General features: G+C 47.7%; 11 protein-coding genes and 1 riboswitch. Of the genes, 5 read left to right on the top strand and 6 right to left on the bottom strand.

Translation table 11 applies throughout. From position 1 onward, the window contains the following. Positions 1 to 49: 49 nt before the first annotated feature. Complete coding sequence (locus tag QFZ51_RS09875) at positions 50 to 2,752, top strand: AsmA family protein (RefSeq protein ID WP_429045452.1); 2,703 nt, start codon at positions 50 to 52, stop codon at positions 2,750 to 2,752. Between the two features lie 246 nt (positions 2,753 to 2,998). Next, positions 2,999 to 3,382 carry an SdpI family protein gene (locus QFZ51_RS09870; protein ID WP_429045450.1) on the top strand — a complete coding sequence of 128 codons (384 nt, stop codon included), beginning with the start codon at positions 2,999 to 3,001 and terminating at the stop codon, positions 3,380 to 3,382. A gap of 67 nt (positions 3,383 to 3,449) precedes the next feature. Here the strand turns inward: QFZ51_RS09870 and QFZ51_RS09865 are convergent, their stop codons facing one another. From QFZ51_RS09865 to QFZ51_RS09845, 5 genes are all read right to left on the bottom strand, one after another. Continuing rightward, a complete protein-coding gene (locus tag QFZ51_RS09865) occupies positions 3,450 to 6,632 on the bottom strand; it encodes an efflux RND transporter permease subunit (RefSeq protein ID WP_429045448.1) in 3,183 nt (1,060 codons plus the stop codon). Between the two features lie 29 nt (positions 6,633 to 6,661). Continuing rightward, complete coding sequence (locus QFZ51_RS09860; RefSeq protein ID WP_429045447.1) at positions 6,662 to 7,795, bottom strand: efflux RND transporter periplasmic adaptor subunit; 1,134 nt, start codon at positions 7,793 to 7,795, stop codon at positions 6,662 to 6,664. 18 nt (positions 7,796 to 7,813) lie between these two features. Continuing rightward, on the bottom strand, positions 7,814 to 9,148 hold the full coding sequence (locus tag QFZ51_RS09855; RefSeq protein ID WP_429045445.1) for a TolC family protein: 1,335 nt from the start codon (positions 9,146 to 9,148) through the stop codon (positions 7,814 to 7,816). A gap of 408 nt (positions 9,149 to 9,556) precedes the next feature. Further along, positions 9,557 to 10,456, bottom strand: a complete 900-nt coding sequence (gene lipA / locus QFZ51_RS09850; RefSeq protein ID WP_079468971.1) for a lipoyl synthase — start codon at positions 10,454 to 10,456, stop codon at positions 9,557 to 9,559. 36 nt (positions 10,457 to 10,492) lie between these two features. Continuing rightward, entirely contained in the window at positions 10,493 to 11,326 is an 834-nt protein-coding gene (locus QFZ51_RS09845; RefSeq protein ID WP_429045443.1) for a hypothetical protein, read from the bottom strand. 166 nt (positions 11,327 to 11,492) lie between these two features. On the opposite strand from QFZ51_RS09845, the gene QFZ51_RS09840 reads away from it, so the two are divergent. Continuing rightward, a complete protein-coding gene (locus tag QFZ51_RS09840) occupies positions 11,493 to 11,900 on the top strand; it encodes an OsmC family protein (protein WP_429045441.1) in 408 nt (135 codons plus the stop codon). Positions 11,901 to 12,146: 246 nt separating this feature from the next. Here QFZ51_RS09840 and QFZ51_RS09835 read toward each other — a convergent pair whose 3' ends face one another. Then, the gene (locus tag QFZ51_RS09835) at positions 12,147 to 13,430 is read right to left on the bottom strand and encodes a DUF2851 family protein (RefSeq protein WP_429045440.1); all 1,284 of its coding nucleotides are present in this window, start codon (positions 13,428 to 13,430) and stop codon (positions 12,147 to 12,149) included. A 127-nt stretch (positions 13,431 to 13,557) separates the two neighbouring features. Further along, a riboswitch (SAM riboswitch) is annotated at positions 13,558 to 13,677 on the top strand. Positions 13,678 to 13,862: 185 nt separating this feature from the next. On the opposite strand from QFZ51_RS09835, the gene QFZ51_RS09830 reads away from it, so the two are divergent. Continuing rightward, on the top strand, positions 13,863 to 15,041 hold the full coding sequence (locus tag QFZ51_RS09830) for a trans-sulfuration enzyme family protein (RefSeq protein WP_429045438.1): 1,179 nt from the start codon (positions 13,863 to 13,865) through the stop codon (positions 15,039 to 15,041). Between the two features lie 96 nt (positions 15,042 to 15,137). Next, positions 15,138 to 16,319 (top strand): homoserine dehydrogenase, encoded by a 1,182-nt coding sequence (locus QFZ51_RS09825; RefSeq protein ID WP_429045436.1) that lies wholly within the window; start codon positions 15,138 to 15,140, stop codon positions 16,317 to 16,319. Positions 16,320 to 16,347 lie beyond the last annotated feature (28 nt).

Raw genomic sequence — 16,347 nt, 5'->3', positions numbered from 1 at the left:
CCTCGTTTACACATTATGCTTATCTTCACCCCCAAAATATAGATAACCTATGCTCAAAAAGATCCTGAAAATTGTGGGTATCACAATGGTGGTCTTGATACTGGCCGCTATTGCCATCCCCTATTTCTTTAAAGACAAAATAATAGCGAAAGTAAAAACAGAACTGAATAAACAGCTGACCGCCAAAGTAGATTTTAAAGATGTGGATATCAGCTTATTCCGCCACTTCCCCCGTCTGGCCGTTGGCCTGGAAGACCTGCAGGTGATCGGCACCGGTGAATTTGCTGCCGATACCCTTCTTTCTGTAAAACAAATAGACATAGCCCTCAACCTGATGAGTGTGATCAAGGGAGATAAAATGGACATCTACAACATTGCACTCTTACAGCCACGCATACACGCTATTGTTAATAAAGATGGCGTACCCAACTGGGATATCATGAAGCCTGATACCGCCGCCGTAAGTCCTGCCGACACCGGTAAAAGCAGCTTCTCACTCAGTTTACAGCAATATAAAATTGAAGATGCCTGGGTGAATTACGACGACCGCCAGGGCAACATGGAATTACTCGTTACAGGCCTGAACCACCAGGGCAAGGGCGATTTTACACAAGACCAGTTCCTCCTGCAAACCAGTACCACAGCCGGCGGCATTACCTTCCGGTATGGCCTCGTTCCTTATTTGTCGCAGGTAAAAACCACCCTGGATGCCGCTATCCAGGTGGATAATAACACCAACACCTATACGTTTAAAGATGGCAAAGCCTCTCTCAACAACCTGGAACTGGCGCTGCAAGGGTTCTTTAAGCTGGTAAATGATTCTACCTATGGTATGGATATGAGCTTTAAAGCGCCTTCCACCAATTTTAAAGACCTGTTGTCTTTAATACCTGCTGTTTATAAAACAGATTTCGATAAGATAAAAACCAGTGGTACCGCCGCTTTTGGCGGGTTCGTAAAAGGCAATTATTCTCCTGTGCAAATGCCTGCGTTTGGACTGGACCTGGCCGTAAAAGATGGTTTCTTCCAATATCCTGATCTTCCAAAACCGGTAAAAAATATCCAGATTGCCATGAAGATCAGCAATCCCGATGGTGTACCGGATCATACCGTGATAGATATGCCCACCGGCCACCTGGAAATGGATAACACGCCGCTGGATCTGCGCATGCTCATTAAAACACCGGTATCTGATATGTATGTAGACGCAGCTGCCAAAGGCAAACTGAATCTTTCTAAAATCACCCAGTTTGTAAAACTCGAAGCCGGCACCAATTTATCCGGCCTGCTGGATGCCGACATCAGCGCCAAAGGCAACATGAGCGCTATCGAAAAACAACAGTACGATCGCTTCTATGCCGCCGGCACACTGCAACTGAGCAATATGCTCTACAAAAGCAAAGATTATCCCGATGGTGTAAAAGTGAATAATCTCTTCTTGCAGTTCAACCCTAAAAACGTGACGGTGAAAGACCTTAACGGTCAATACCTGGGTACCAACTTTGAAGCCAACGGAGAAGTGAATAACCTGCTCGCCTATACGTTTAAAAACGAGCCGCTGGACGGACAAATGAATTTCAAAGCAGATGAAATCAACCTCGACAAATGGATGGGTACCACCAGCACCACTTCCACCGATCCCGCCACTGCAAAAAAGGATTCCGCTGCCGCTACCCCATTTGCCGTACCAGCTAACCTGAACTTAGGATTGCAGGCCAATGTGAATAAGATCCACTACGATAAAGCCGATCTTACCAATGTATCCGGCAAGCTGCTGGTAAAAGATGAAACAGTAACCATGCAGCAGCTGAAAGCCAATGCCCTGCAGGGTACTATGGAAATAAACGGCAGCTACAGCACCAAAGCCAGCAAAACGAATCCCGATATCAACCTGGCCTACGACGTGCAAAACCTGGATGTGCAACAAACATTCAACACCTTCAATACCGTACAGAAATTAATGCCAATCGGCAAATTCCTTTCCGGTAAAATTACCTCGCAGTTAACGATGCATGGTAAACTGGGAAAGGATATGTCGCCCGATCTGAGTACGCTTACGGGAGATGGCAACCTGCTGCTTGTACAAGGATTCCTGAAACAGTTTGCCCCAATTGACCAGCTGGCCAATACCCTTAATGTAACACAGCTGAAAGATCTTTCGCTGCGTGACATTAAAAACTATTTCTCTTTTGAAAACGGACGTGTTAAAGTAAACCCGTTCAAAGTAACGGTGAATGGTATACGAATGGATATCGCCGGTTCGCACGGCTTTGACCAGTCGCTCGATTACACACTGCAGCTGGCACTGCCACGCAGCATGATGGGCACTGCCGGCAACACGCTGGTGAACAACCTGGCGTCGCAGGCACAAAGCAAAGGCATCCCCATTAACCTGGGCGACAGCGTTCACCTGCAGGTATTAATGGCCGGAAACATTCTCAAGCCGAGCGTAAAAACCGACCTGCGTGAAACGGCTAACAACCTCAAATCACAGGCAACAGAACTGGTAAAGAACAAGATCGACACCGTAAAAAATACGGTAAAGGATAGTCTTAACCAGATCAAAAATACCGCTGTCAATTCCCTGAAAAATCAACTCAAAGATCAACTCAGCGGAAAGAAGGATTCTACCAAACCCGCCACGGGCAAACCACTGGACAACGTAGGCAAACAAGCCGGCGAATCCGTGAAAAACACGCTGAACGGCCTGTTCGGCAAGAAGAAACCGGCGGCGGATACCACGAAGCACTGACGCGGAGGTTGTCTTTCCCGCTGATTACGCTGATTTTACTGATTACTTTGATTTTACTTTTTTGATTTTATAAGGATTTGGGGAGATGTAAGCGGATATTTTCGCTTATATCTCCCCAAATCCTTTATAAAATCCTTTATAAAATCCAAAAAGTAAAATCAAAGTAATCAACAAAATCAGCGTAATCAGCGGGAAAGACAAAATCCGCCTTTTTTACGTAACTTATGGTAACCAAAACCCCGGACCATGTGGTTACGTTTCTTACATTCCACTTATTGTAATCCAGCTATTTTTGCGGGCATCATCTTTTATCTCATGGGGTATTTCATACACCGTTTCCCGCCTAAAAGCCCCAAATCCTGGTATGGTTACCGCAGCGTATTGTCTACCAAAACGCCTGAAATGTGGCGCTCTGCCAATGAATATGCCGCATATATTTCGCGGCGTGTGGGCGTGATACTGGTGGTTAGCGGCATTGCATGCGCACTTCTTTTTCAGCGCCAGTCCGATTGGTTCTGGTATATCACGGTGGGCGCTGTAGTAGCAGGGACTATGTACCTGGTAGGAGATACTGAATGGGAATTAACCCGTCACTTCGACAAAGACGGCAAACGTATCCTTCCGGAATAAAACAAAGAAGGCGCTGCTTTCGCAACGCCTCTTCGTGTATGTACAATTATAAACCCTTCTCTTTTTATTACAATCTGCCCTGCACATCGTGCTCCGGTACAGACTGATAATTTTCTTTCATCTTACGGAGCTTTTCTTTGCCGTAAGCCAAACGGGTGATCACCACGTACAGCACCGGCACTATAAAGATGGCCAGGAAGGTGGCGGTAAACATACCACCCAATACGGTCCAGCCCATTGTTTTACGCGCTTCCGCACCTGCGCCGGATGAAAATACCAGCGGCAGGATACCCAGCAGGAAGGCCAGGGAAGTCATGATAATAGGGCGTAAACGCAGCTTCGCTGCTTCCACCGCCGCTGTTACCAGGTCCATGCCCTTATCCACTCGCTCCTTCGCAAATTCCACGATCAGGATCGCATTCTTGGCCGACAAACCTATCAGCGTGATCAAACCGATCTGTGCGTATACGTTGTTGCTCAGCTTCGGCAGGAAGGTAAGCACCGTAATGGCCCCAAAGGCGCCAATAGGCACCGCCAGGAGTACCGAGAATGGTACGGACCAGCTCTCGTACAATGCGGCCAGGAACAGGAACACAAAGATGATAGACAGCGCAAAGATGTACACCGTTTTGGAACCCGACAGGAGTTCCTCGCGGCTCAAACCGGAGAACTCATAACCATATCCATCCGGCAGGGTTTGCGCCGCCACTTCTTTCAGCGCATTGATGGCGTCACCACTACTGTATCCCGGAGCCGGGTTACCATTTATTTCCGCAGAGCGGAACAGGTTATAGTGTGAAATTACCGGGGCACTTTCTATCACCTTATAAGAAGTAAGAGAACTCAGTGGCACCATAGAACCGGCTGCATTGCGTACAAATAACTGGCTCAGGTTTTTGATATCTCCACGATAACTGGAATCCGCCTGCGTTACCACGCGGAAGTTACGGCCATAGATGGTGAAGTCGTTGATATAAGCACTACCCATGTATGTTTGCAATGCAGTAGCAATATCAGATATCTTCACCCCCATTTTCTTCGCCTTCTCACGGTCGATGTCCAGCTGGTAGCCGGGCGTGCGTGCGGTGAAGAAGGAGAATGCCTTGGCTATTTCAGGGCGTTTGTTGGCGGCGGCCAGGAAGTTCTGTAATACCCCTTCAAACGCTTTCACTTCGCCGCTTCCTTTTTGCTCCAGTATAAATGAGAACCCTGCGGTAGATCCCAGACCCGGAATGGCCGGAGGCGGAATTACCACTACGTTTGCTTCTTTGTATTTCGATAGCTTTTTCTGCAGCGCAGCTACCAGTCCGAAAACCTGCAGGGAATCCGGCTTGCGTTCATCCCAGGGCTTCAGCTGACAAAAGATAGTCGCACTGTTTGATTTAGTGGCAAAGTTTACCACGTTCAAACCGCCGAGCGCTGCATAGTGGGCAATACCTTCGGTGTTGTCCAGGTCTTTCATCATTTGCTGCATGACAGCCAGCGTACGTTCTGTAGAAGAAGATTCGGGCAGATCGAAGGTGATGTAAATACGTCCGTCATCTTCCGTAGGAATGAACCCGGTGGGCTTGGCTTTGAATAACATCATTGTTCCCACAAAAATGCAGATCAGGATGACAACTACAAAGCGGAAGTAGCGGATACTTTTCTTAACCCCCATCGAATAACGGGAAGTAGTATGCCCGAACCAGCGGTTGAATTTAAAGAAGAACTTGTTCAGACCTTTTGAATCTTTATCCAGGTGCATTGGTTTCAGCAGCAGGATACACAACGCCGGTGTTAATGACAAGGCTACAAAAGCAGAGATCATTACCGAGATGGCGATGGTGATCGCAAACTGCTGATACAGGCGGCCTACGATACCAGGTATAAACCCTACCGGCACAAATACCGCCGCGAGGATCAGTGCAATCGCAATTACCGGCCCGGATATTTCCTTCATGGCCATTGCAGTAGCGTCTCTCGGCGACATTTTCTCATGGTCAATATTATGCTGCACTGCTTCCACCACCACAATGGCATCATCCACCACGATACCAATGGCCAGTACGAAACCGAACAAAGTAAGGGTGTTGATGGTAAATCCAAGCGGGATGAAGAAGATAAATGTGGCGATAATGGATACCGGGATAGCCAATACCGGGATCAGGGTAGCGCGCCAGCTCTGTAAGAACAGGAACACCACGATCACTACCAGTATCAGCGCTTCCACGAGTGTGTGCAATACTTCCTCTATGGATACTTTTACTACAGATACGGATTCAAATGGCACTACATATTCCACATCGTTTGGAAACTGCTTCTTCAGTTCTTCCATTGCTGCCGTAACATTCTTCGCTGTTTCAATCGCATTGCTTCCCGGCGCCTGGTAAACCAGCAGGTAGGCTGCACGCTTGCCATCCACAAAGTTGTTACCCGCGTAGTTGAATTTGCCTAACTGCACACGGGCTACATCTTTCAGGTATACCAGCGTTCCGTCTGACGGACGTGTTTTAATGATCACATTTCCAAATTCCTCAGGGGTGGATAAACGTCCTTTGGTGAAGATGTTGTATTCAAAGGTTTGCCCGGTTTGTTGCGGCGGCGCACCCACGGAACCTGCGGTGATCTGCGCATTCTGTTCTGCCAGCGCTGCGCGTATATCCTCGGCAGTTACGCCCATTTCTGCGAGCTTATCGGGCTTCAGCCAGATACGCATACTGAAATCATCTGCACGGGTAAAGATATCACCCACACCTTTGGCCCTGAGCAACGCATCTTTTACATATACGTTGGTGTAGTTATCCAGGAAGGTAATATCGTGTGTGCCTTTGGGTGAGTACAAAGCTACCAGCATGAGAATGCTGGGATTACGCTTTCTAACGGTTAAGCCCAAACGCTGTACTTCCTGTGGCAGGGTAGGCTGCGCAATACCCACGCGGTTTTGCACATCCAGTGCGGCGATGTTGATGTCGGTACCTACTTCAAAGTTTACCGTCATACTCATCTGACCACTGCTGGTGTTGTTGGTGTTGATATAGGTCATGCCCGGCGTACCATTTACCTGTACTTCCACTGGCGTGGCCACTGTTTGTTCTACCGTTTGCGCATCCGCACCGGTATAGGTACCTGTTACCTGCACAGTGGGGGGTGAAATTTCCGGATACTGGCCAATGGCCAGGTTCATCATCGCCAATATCCCCACCAGCACCAGTACTATAGATATTACTATAGCCGTTACGGGTCGTTTTATAAAAGTATCTGCAATCATGATCTTCTGCTGTTGATTCTACTGATAAACTATTTCTTCGCAGGCGCGCCTGTTGTTGCGGCTGGTATTCCTATCTGTATCTTGCCGCCATCACGTAAACGCTGGAAGCCTTCTGTAATCACTTTATCGCCGGCCTGTATACCGTCCATGATCACGATCCTGTCGCCGATTCTTGGTCCGAGATGTACTTTTTGCTGGGCTGCCACAGAATCTTTTGCGATGAATACAAAGTATTCACCCATCTGCTCGGTGATCGCTTTGTAAGGAATGATCAGCCTTTCGCCGGATTGTTCGTTCAACACACGCAATACGCAGCTCATACCATCTTTCAGGCGGTCGTCGGGGTTACTGAATTCGATACGCACGCGAATAGTACCGGTCTGGTTATCCACGCCGCGGTCGATAGCCAGGATCTTACCGGCATGAACGAACTCTGTGCCATCGGACAACTGCAAACGGAAGGTGGAGTCGCTGGCTTTGCTGCCCTGCATGGCGGCAAAACGGGAGATATCATTTTCTGTTACCACGAAATCAACACCTATCGGGTTTTCGCTGGAGATGGTATTCAGGAGGGTTGTACCAGGGCTTACCTGTGCGCCAAGCTTTACTTGTGAGATACCGATACGCCCGGTAAACGGCGCTTTGATCAGGGAATAATCCAGGTCAGTACGCACAGCAGACAGGTTGGCTTCTGCGGCAGCCAGCTGGCTGCGGGAAGTTTCCAGCGTCGCTTTCGCATTATCCAATATCTGACGGGCCACCGCATCCTGCTCTGCCAGTCGCTGGTAACGGTCGTCATCTTTTTTTGCTCTCTCAAAGGTGGCTCTTGCGCTGGCCACATTTGCCTGCGCCTGCAGATAAGCCGCTTCATATTTACGGCGGTCTATTTCATACAGGGTCTTTCCTTTCTGCACCACTTCACCTTCTTTAAAAAAGATCCCGGTAATAAACCCTGACACCTGGGAACGCAGTTCCACCTGGTTCAACGCTACTACTGTGGCGGGATATTTATCGTAATAAACGGCCGGTGCTACGGATGCCTCCGCAATATTTACCGGTGTAGGGGGCACAGCAGGCGCTCCTTTCTGGGCAGGACCTTTACAGGCAGTAAAGCCCAGGATACTGGCAGCGCTGATTAAGACAATGTTGTTCATTTTTTTCATATCCGTTCCGGTTACCATTTAATAATTAGCGGTTAAGGTTCCTAATGCTTTTTGCAGGTCTATCCGGCTGGACAGCACCTGGTACATGGAATTATAAAAATTCAGTTGCGCAGTGCGCAGTTCTGTTTCAGACACCAGTACATCGAGGTAAGTTTTAATTCCTTCTTTATACTGCAGTTGTAACATATCGTATACATCCTGTGCCATCTGTACATTTTCTTTCAATGTGAGATAGTCGTTATAATTACTTTTATATGCAGCCATTGCCTGTGCGTACTGCGAATTAATTTGGCTTCTTAAAGCCGCGAAATCCCATTGTGTACGCTGGATCTGGAGTTCTGCCATGCGAATGTTATGCACTCTTTTTCCTCCCTGGAAAATGGGTAAGGATAATTTCAATCCAAGTAAAGAGTTGGGGAAATTCTCACTGTATAACTTGCCAAATTGCTCATTCTGGTAAGCAAAAGAGTAGTTAATAAAAGCAGATACGGTGGGCAGGTAACTCCATTTATTGTATTTCAGGTTAGCCTGCAGTAAGCTTTGCTGTGTTTCGAGTAACTGGTATTCAATGCGGTTTTTATAATCGGCTGTCAGCAGGGTGTCCGCCCCTGTTACCTCTGCTGCTACGGAAGCGGAATCGGCTGTCAGTGGCACATCGCCGCCGTTCAGCGGATATCCCATCAGTTCCTTCAGGTAAGCCTGTTTGGAGGTGAGCAGTTCACGCGCGGCTTTTTGTTGTGCGCGGGCATTGTTCAGCGAAATGGTAGCGCGCTTGGCATCCGTTTTATCCACAATACCGCTGGCGTATTGGTTATTCGCGTCTCTGAGGCTGCGTTCCAGGCGGATAATGTCTTCACTCAATACCTTGATCTGCTGTGTAGTGAGGAGTACGTCGTAGTAAGCCTTGCTCACATCTGCCACCAGGTCTATCTGGTTGCGTGCTGTGGTCTGATGGCTTTGTTTCCGTACATCCCTCGCCGTATTGGTGGCCAGTAAGAGATCGCGGGTAAAGAGGTTCTGATTCAGTCCGAACTGCGCGGTAGAAGTATTGGCCACGCCTACTTTGGTAGGATTACCACCAAAAATGGAAGTGGGCAGTTCCAGGTAATGCTGGATATTATAATCCAGGTTGATCTGTGGATACCAGTCGGCCAGCTTACTTTTCACTGTTCTGTCGGTAATCGCTTCATCGATGCGCGATTGCCTGATGACCGGCTGATGGGAAAGGGCATACCGCACACATTCCTGCAGGGTAGCGCTGGTTAACAGAGAGTCCGTAGATTGCTGTGCAAATACCTGCGGGGATATAAATAGTCCGCACGCCACAGCTAACAAATAAAATGCTCTTTTCATAAAAGGCTTTTGACATTCAGTTCATCATTGTACCAATCGAAAGAAAATAATGTATACCAGCAAGCAGTTGATTTCTTTCATGGCATGGCATTATCATCCCGTATTTGTTGCAGCGCTGTACGCACTCCAACATTTTTAATTGCCGCAAAAACATGTTAAGCTGTAATCATTACAGCAAACAGGTAGGTCGATAAGAGAGTTGCGAATTCAAAATCATCTGAAACTTTATCAGCACGGTTTCCAGGATGGTTTCAGGTATCTGAATACAACGTATAACAGCGAAGTAGGTGAACAACAAAATGATTCTGTTGCTTAGGTAAAACGAATTCGGGCGCTAAGATAACGCTATGAAAACGAAAATCCACCCTTTTGGGTGGATTTTAACAATTAAGTGAAAATCAGTTCCGGTCATCCTTTATTACGACCGCTGACAATATGTTTCTCTGCGTGATAAGATGATCTTACTAACGGTCCTGACTCTACGTAGTCGAGTCCCATATTGTAACCTATCTCGCGTAATTCGGCAAATTCATCAGGATGCACGAAGCGGGCAACAGGCAGGTGTTTTGGAGTAGGCTGGAGATACTGGCCCAGCGTTACCACATCACAACCGTTGTCGTACAGGTCCTGCATGGCCTGTACTACTTCTTCTTTTGTTTCGCCCAAACCGAGCATGATACCGCTCTTCGTGCGCATGCCACCTTCTTTCAGGCGACGGATCACTTCCAGGCTACGGTGATATTTGGCTTGTATCCTTACCTGTTTGGTTAAACGTTCTACGGTTTCCAGGTTATGTGATACAATTTCGGGCGCCACATCGATAATGCGCTGGAGATTTTCCCATTGGCCGCGGAAGTCCGGGATAAGGGTTTCCATGGTGGTTTCCGGGTTCAATGCCCTTACGGCATTGATGGTGTTGGCCCAGATAATGGAACCGCCATCTTTCAGTTCATCCCTGTCCACAGAGGTGATAACGGCATGTTTTACTTTCATCAGGTAAATGGCTTCGGCCACACGCTGTGGTTCATCAAAATCCACTGCCTCCGGCCGACCGGTGGCTACGGCGCAAAAACCGCAGCTACGGGTACAGATATTTCCCAGGATCATGAAAGTAGCGGTACCGGCTCCCCAGCACTCGCCCATATTAGGGCAGTTACCACTTTCGCAGATCGTATGTAATTTATGGGTATCTACCAGGTTTCTAACCTGTTTATAATTCTCGCCTATGGGTAATTTAACGCGCAGCCAGTCTGGCTTTTTTACTCTTGTTGTAGCCGGTTCGGCGGCTATTACGGGTAGTTCTTGCATCGCTTATTCCTTTCTTTAGAAGAGCAAAGTTAATACTTATCTCTTATTCCAGCGCTTCCCGAATTGGATGCTGATATATGCATTAAAAAAGAACTGTTTATTTGGGTCAACGCCATCCACTGTCACCATAATAGGAATCTTTTTAGTGTAATATTCAGCATTTACCCCTACTTCCAGGGCGCTCACCACCTCGTTAAAATGGGCCCAGTCGAACCGCATGCCCAATTTGGCATGTAAACCCGGTACCACACTGAGGTTATTCCAGCCCTTACCAAAGCCGCCGGCGCCATTGATCTGTTCCTTATGCAGGAAAAGGTCTGCCGTTTCCGGGCTGTATTTGATATCCACATTCTCGCCGTTTTCGTCCTGCACGTTCAGGTAATAAGGTTTCAACAGCCCCAGGGATACGCCTCCGTAATAGATGGCGTCTACTTCTACCCCGTTTTTATTGGCTTTGCCACCGATCAGATACCGCTGACCCACGCCCAGCTTAGCCTGGTAGAAATTATTCTGTTTACCGTATATAAATGGACGCTGGGTAAAGGCATAACCGCTGTTGTTCTTTACTTCCTTGTGACTTTTCTTCTCTCCAAACTCAAACTGGAAATAATTCACCTTTTTCCTGGTTTTCCGGTATCCCAGTTCCGCAAAGCCGGACCAGCCGTCGGTATTTAGCCGGGCACCCGCGGAAAAGTCGCGCTGGAAAACGTTTTCCCCTTCCTCCTGTTCACGGAAAATGGAGATCTTCTTCAGCTTACGCTGTTCCTTATCGCTCTTCTTATTAGTGCTTTGCTGCTGCCGTGAGGTGGATTGCGCAAACAAGCCGCCGGATATTGTTGCTAAAAACAGGATTAAGTATATTTTTTTCACAGTGGGCTATTGTTATAATAATTAAACGCTTGAACAAAGGTATTGTTATGTATATATTACAAACGTAGCTAATTTTTTTTTAGTTTACCAGGGCCTTCACTGCCAGGGAATACACTTATAATAAAAATACATTTAATTTTACGGATTGATCATTTAAAAAGATATCATGCAAACAGCATCTATTATCTATACCGGCGAACTTCGTACAACCGCCACCCACCTGCAATCAGGCACTGTTATCGAAACAGATGCCCCTGTTGATAACCGTGGTAAAGGAGAAAGATTTTCCCCGACCGACCTGGTGGCTACCGCCCTCGGTTCCTGCATGCTCAGCATCATGGGTATCAAGGCGCTGGATAATAACTGGGCTATTGAAGGCACCAAAGTAAGCGTTCAGAAAATAATGGGCTCAGATCCCCGCCGCATTACCGGTGTAACCATCGTATTCGACTTCCCCTCCGGCCACGGTTTCGGTGAAAAGGAACGAACCATCCTGGAAAGAGCCGCCCTCACCTGCCCGGTGGCCAAGAGCGTGCACCCGGATATTGTGCAGGACGTAACCTTTAACTGGTAGTACCGCCTTCGGCGGTACGGAAATTGTCTTGGGCGCTGATTACGCTGATTATACTGATTGGCTTGATTTTTACTTTTTGGATTTTTTTGGATTTTAAAAAGATGAAGGGAGATAAAAGCGGGTATATCCGTTTCTATCTCCCTTTCATCTTTTAAAAATCTAAAAGTAAAAATCAAGCCAATCAGTATAATCAGCGTAATCAGCGCCCAAGACAATTTCCGCATCGCCGAAGGCGAGGCGCCCTCCTCACACCCCCGCGATGATCTTCGCTCCTATGGCGCAATGCAGGCACTTCTTCTCGTCGCAGTAGTGTTGCTTCAGCTGCAACAGGGCTTGCGATTCCATAGCGCTTTCCTGGGTTACGCCCAGCCGGCTCCAGCTGTTGGTGATGTGGTTCTTTTCCGGCGGCAGCTGTTGCAGGAAATGCAATGCTTTTTCCTGGTAATATTTCCCGTTCTTATCCTGTCCGTACAGGAACAGCAATGGCAATACCGTGTTGATCAGGATGCCCTGCACCGCCTGTTTTCCCGGCCGTTGTGTGCGGGCCACGGGTTGCCCGAAGCAGTAGTGCGTATGCCAGTACGCCGACGGCTGTACGAAGAACAGCTGTTCCAGCGCTGTTACGTCGGGGGCTTCCAGTATGCGGGAAAACAGGTGGGGAGATTGCTGCAAAAGCGCCGCAAAAGTCGCCAGCCGCATGGTAGGAAAGGCGGCAGGCCGCATCCGCAGCCAGTTCCATTGGTGAGCGGGCATAGGACTTAGCCGGAACTTGTGTTGCAGGTGCCCGTAAACATCCTGTAACTGCAACGCATATCCGTCTGTTTGGGGCGCTTCCAGCATACCTGCCTGGCCAAACAGCAGGGCCTCCAGCTGAAGCAACAGGTGCCGGTACCGCATCAGCATTTTGTAGGGCAGCGACTGTGCCACCTGCAGGAACGGTAAGGTATTTACGGGCGTGCCATAACTTTGCGCTACCGCCCAGTAACACACCTCTTCCCAGTTGTAGCGATTATGCTGCAGCCAGGCCCGCAGGCTGCCGATCTTACGTTCCCAGCGCTCTGCCAGCAAGCGTTCCTTCCAGCTAAGCCAGATGAGGGGCGGCACCCGCGCAGCATGCGGGGCACAGGGAACAAAAGGCGACAACCGCCGCAGCTCCTCATACCGCTGCAGGAGCAACTTGGGAATATGCTGCTGCAATTCCAGGCAGGGGGCCTCGCCCATTCCTACGGCGGGCATATCGTGTACAAACACCACATGCAGGATAATTCGCCCGTATTGCGGATTATGCTGGTGCCCATGCCGGAACCAGTCGGATGTACGCAGGTGCAGCTCCACCTGGCCTACCCATAAAGTAGCCCCGATCCTGATTTTTGCGGCCGAAAAATCCGGCCCGCCATTGTGGTTGTGACTACCGGGAAACAAGACCTGTACTGATTCTCCGCCGGTAGTGGTTAGATGATCCTGCTTAAATAGCCGGAATGCCCAGATATGCTGGAACAGCTCTTCTGAGAGCAACGGGTTAACAAACATAAGAGATATGGTTGGGTACAAAATAATATCATCCAAAGGTAATAAAACATCGATTAATAAATAAAATTCAGCTCCAATTTGGAAATCTGCTCAAAGTCATATTACCTTTGCGCCAGTTCTTACACATCACTTATCCAGAAAGGCGGAGGGACTTGGCCCTGCGATGCCTTAGCAACCTTTCCTGATTATTATAATCGGGAAAAAGGTGCTAATTCCTGCCCCGGTGCAAATCGGGGAAAGATAAGTTGGCAGAGATAATACTTCACAGAGATATATAACTTTCTAAAGGAGCTCTTCCAACAAACGGGAGAGCTTTTTTTATGCCCCTTCCCCACCCTTTTCATGGATTTGTTGTTGTTTAAGTTGATCTTTAATGATATCGTTGCAGTTGGCAATTGTGCACATTGAACATCATTAAAAATAATTTATAACATGAAAACAGCTACACAACTGATTCATAGCATCCCGGTAGACGAACTGACAGGCGCCATTTCTGTGCCTATCTATCAAACGTCCACCTTTGTGCAGGAATCACCCGGCATCAATAAAGGCTTTGAGTTTTCGCGGGCAAACAATCCCACGAGAAAAGTGCTGGAAGACCTTATCTGCAACCTGGAAGAAGGATTTGCCGGATTTGCGTTTGCCAGCGGTATGTCGGCCATAGATGCGGTGCTGAAGCTGTTAAAGACCGGCGATGAGATCATGGCCGTGGAAGACACCTACGGTGGCATCTTCCAGATCTTTAATCACATGTTTGAACGCTTTGGCATCAAAGTGAATTTTGTAGATACCAGCAACCTCGATAAAGTACTGGCCGCCATCACGCCCAATACAAGGATCATCTGGCTGGAATCCCCTACCAATCCTACTTTGCGCGTATCTGATATTAAATCTATCAGCAAAATTGCTAAACAACATAACATCCTGCTGGCGGTAGACAATACCTTCAGCACACCATTACTGCAACAGCCGCTGACACTGGGCGCCGACCTCGTTATCCACAGCGCTTCCAAATACCTCGCAGGACACTGTGACGTAATTGCCGGCCTCGTAGTCGTAAACTCAAAAACACTGGCAGACCAGATCCGGTACAACCAGAATATTTCCGGCAGTATCCTCAGCCCGTTTGAAGCATGGCTCACCATACGCGGTATTGAAACATTATACCTGCGCCTGGAAAAACAATGCAGCAACGCCAACGCCATCGCCAATTGGCTGGCCACACACCCCGCTGTGGATAAAGTATTTTATCCCGGACTGGCTACTCATAAAAATCATCACATTGCCCGTAAACAACAAAAAAATTACGGCGCACTGGTAAGCTTTTCCCTGAAAAGCGACAATATCAAAAACGCTATACGTATCGTAAACGCCACCAAATTATTTAAGCTGGCAGAAAGCTTTGGCGGCGTGAAAAGCATGCTGGCCCATCCGGCCACCATGACGCATCGTACCATACCGGAAGAATTCCGGAGAAAAACAGGTCTGCAGGACTCCTGCATCCGTTTATCAGTAGGCATCGAAGATGCTGATGACCTGATCAACGACCTGAAACAGGCGCTGGATAAATTAAACCATCCGGCCGGCAAGCAAATTACTGTTTTACAATAGCCGTCAGCGGTTAGCACACCACTTTCAATGTTCAGAACCTGATCATCTCTGTACAGCGAAAGACTGACCCCTACGGCGGAAAGCTCAAAAAAAAGTATGGAAAACAAGATCATCAATTTAGGCATTTTCGGATTTGGCGTCGTAGGACAAGGACTCTATGAAGTTTTGAACAGAACAAAAGGTATTAATGCACGGATCAAAAAAATCTGTATTAAAGACCCCAATAAATCAAGACCTATCGATAGCAGCTACTTTACGACAGATAAAAACGACATCCTCGAAGATCCTACCATTGACGTAGTAGTGGAACTGATCAACGACACCGAAGCAGCCTTCGAAATAGTAAGCAAAGCACTCCGCAACGGCAAAGCCGTAGTAAGCGCCAGCAAACGTATGATCGCTGAAAACCTGCCCGCACTATACCAGCTGCAGGCAGAAAACAAAGTGCCATTCCTGTATGAAGCGTCCAGCTGTGCGAGTATTCCCATTATCCGCAACCTGGAAGAATATTATGATAACGACCTGCTCAATGCTGTAGAAGGTATCTGTAACGGATCTACGAATTATATTCTTACCAAAATATTTGAAGAGAACCTCAGCTTTGCCACTGCCTTGCAACAGGCACAGGACCTGGGTTTCGCGGAAACAGATCCTACACTTGATATCGAAGGATATGATCCGAAATTTAAAATAGTGATCCTGCTGCTGCACGCATTCGGCACCTTTGTGAAACCGGAAGAAGTGTTCAATTTCGGTATCCATCACCTCAATGATTTTGATATACAATTTGCCAAACAAAGAAATTGTACCATCAAACTGATTGCGCAATGCCGCCGCCAGAACGGTCACGTATTTGCGTATGTGCTGCCACACCTGATCAGGGAACACAACCTGCTTTATGATGTGTATAACGAATACAATGGTATCCTGCTGGAAAGCGCATTCACCGATAAACAATTTTTTGTAGGCAAAGGCGCAGGCGGTACGGCTACCGGCAGCGCGGTATTATCCGATATCTCTGCCCTGTTATACAACTACCGCTACGAATACAAAAAGATCAAACAAAACAATCAGCCCAACTTTACCAACGACGTAAACCTGAAAGTATACCTGCGCTACAAAACACCGGACCAGGTGGACCTGGCAGAGTTCTTCAATATCTCTGAGAAATATGAATCTACTGAATGGCGCTATGTGGTAGGTACTATTAACTTACAGAAACTGAGAGAAGCCGGCTGGCTGAAAAATAAAGATGTGAATATTCTCGTATTGGAATAAAGATAGTAATAAGCAAAAACCAATCATG

Source organism: Chitinophaga sp. W3I9 (assembly GCF_050434025.1).
GTDB lineage: Bacteria > Bacteroidota > Bacteroidia > Chitinophagales > Chitinophagaceae > Chitinophaga.
The sequence above is the reverse complement of the archived record's forward strand: the minus strand, read 5'-3'. Positions and strand labels throughout refer to the sequence as shown.

Coding starts and splice junctions, on each gene's coding strand:
- lipA (WP_079468971.1), bottom strand. CDS start 10,456: ATGCAAGAACTACCCGTAATAGCCGCCGAACCGGCTACAACAAGAGTA.
- QFZ51_RS09875 (WP_429045452.1), top strand. CDS start 50: ATGCTCAAAAAGATCCTGAAAATTGTGGGTATCACAATGGTGGTCTTG.
- QFZ51_RS09870 (WP_429045450.1), top strand. CDS start 2,999: ATGTGGTTACGTTTCTTACATTCCACTTATTGTAATCCAGCTATTTTT.
- QFZ51_RS09865 (WP_429045448.1), bottom strand. CDS start 6,632: ATGATTGCAGATACTTTTATAAAACGACCCGTAACGGCTATAGTAATA.
- QFZ51_RS09860 (WP_429045447.1), bottom strand. CDS start 7,795: ATGAAAAAAATGAACAACATTGTCTTAATCAGCGCTGCCAGTATCCTG.
- QFZ51_RS09840 (WP_429045441.1), top strand. CDS start 11,493: ATGCAAACAGCATCTATTATCTATACCGGCGAACTTCGTACAACCGCC.
- QFZ51_RS09830 (WP_429045438.1), top strand. CDS start 13,863: ATGAAAACAGCTACACAACTGATTCATAGCATCCCGGTAGACGAACTG.
- QFZ51_RS09855 (WP_429045445.1), bottom strand. CDS start 9,148: ATGAAAAGAGCATTTTATTTGTTAGCTGTGGCGTGCGGACTATTTATA.
- QFZ51_RS09835 (WP_429045440.1), bottom strand. CDS start 13,430: ATGTTTGTTAACCCGTTGCTCTCAGAAGAGCTGTTCCAGCATATCTGG.
- QFZ51_RS09825 (WP_429045436.1), top strand. CDS start 15,138: ATGGAAAACAAGATCATCAATTTAGGCATTTTCGGATTTGGCGTCGTA.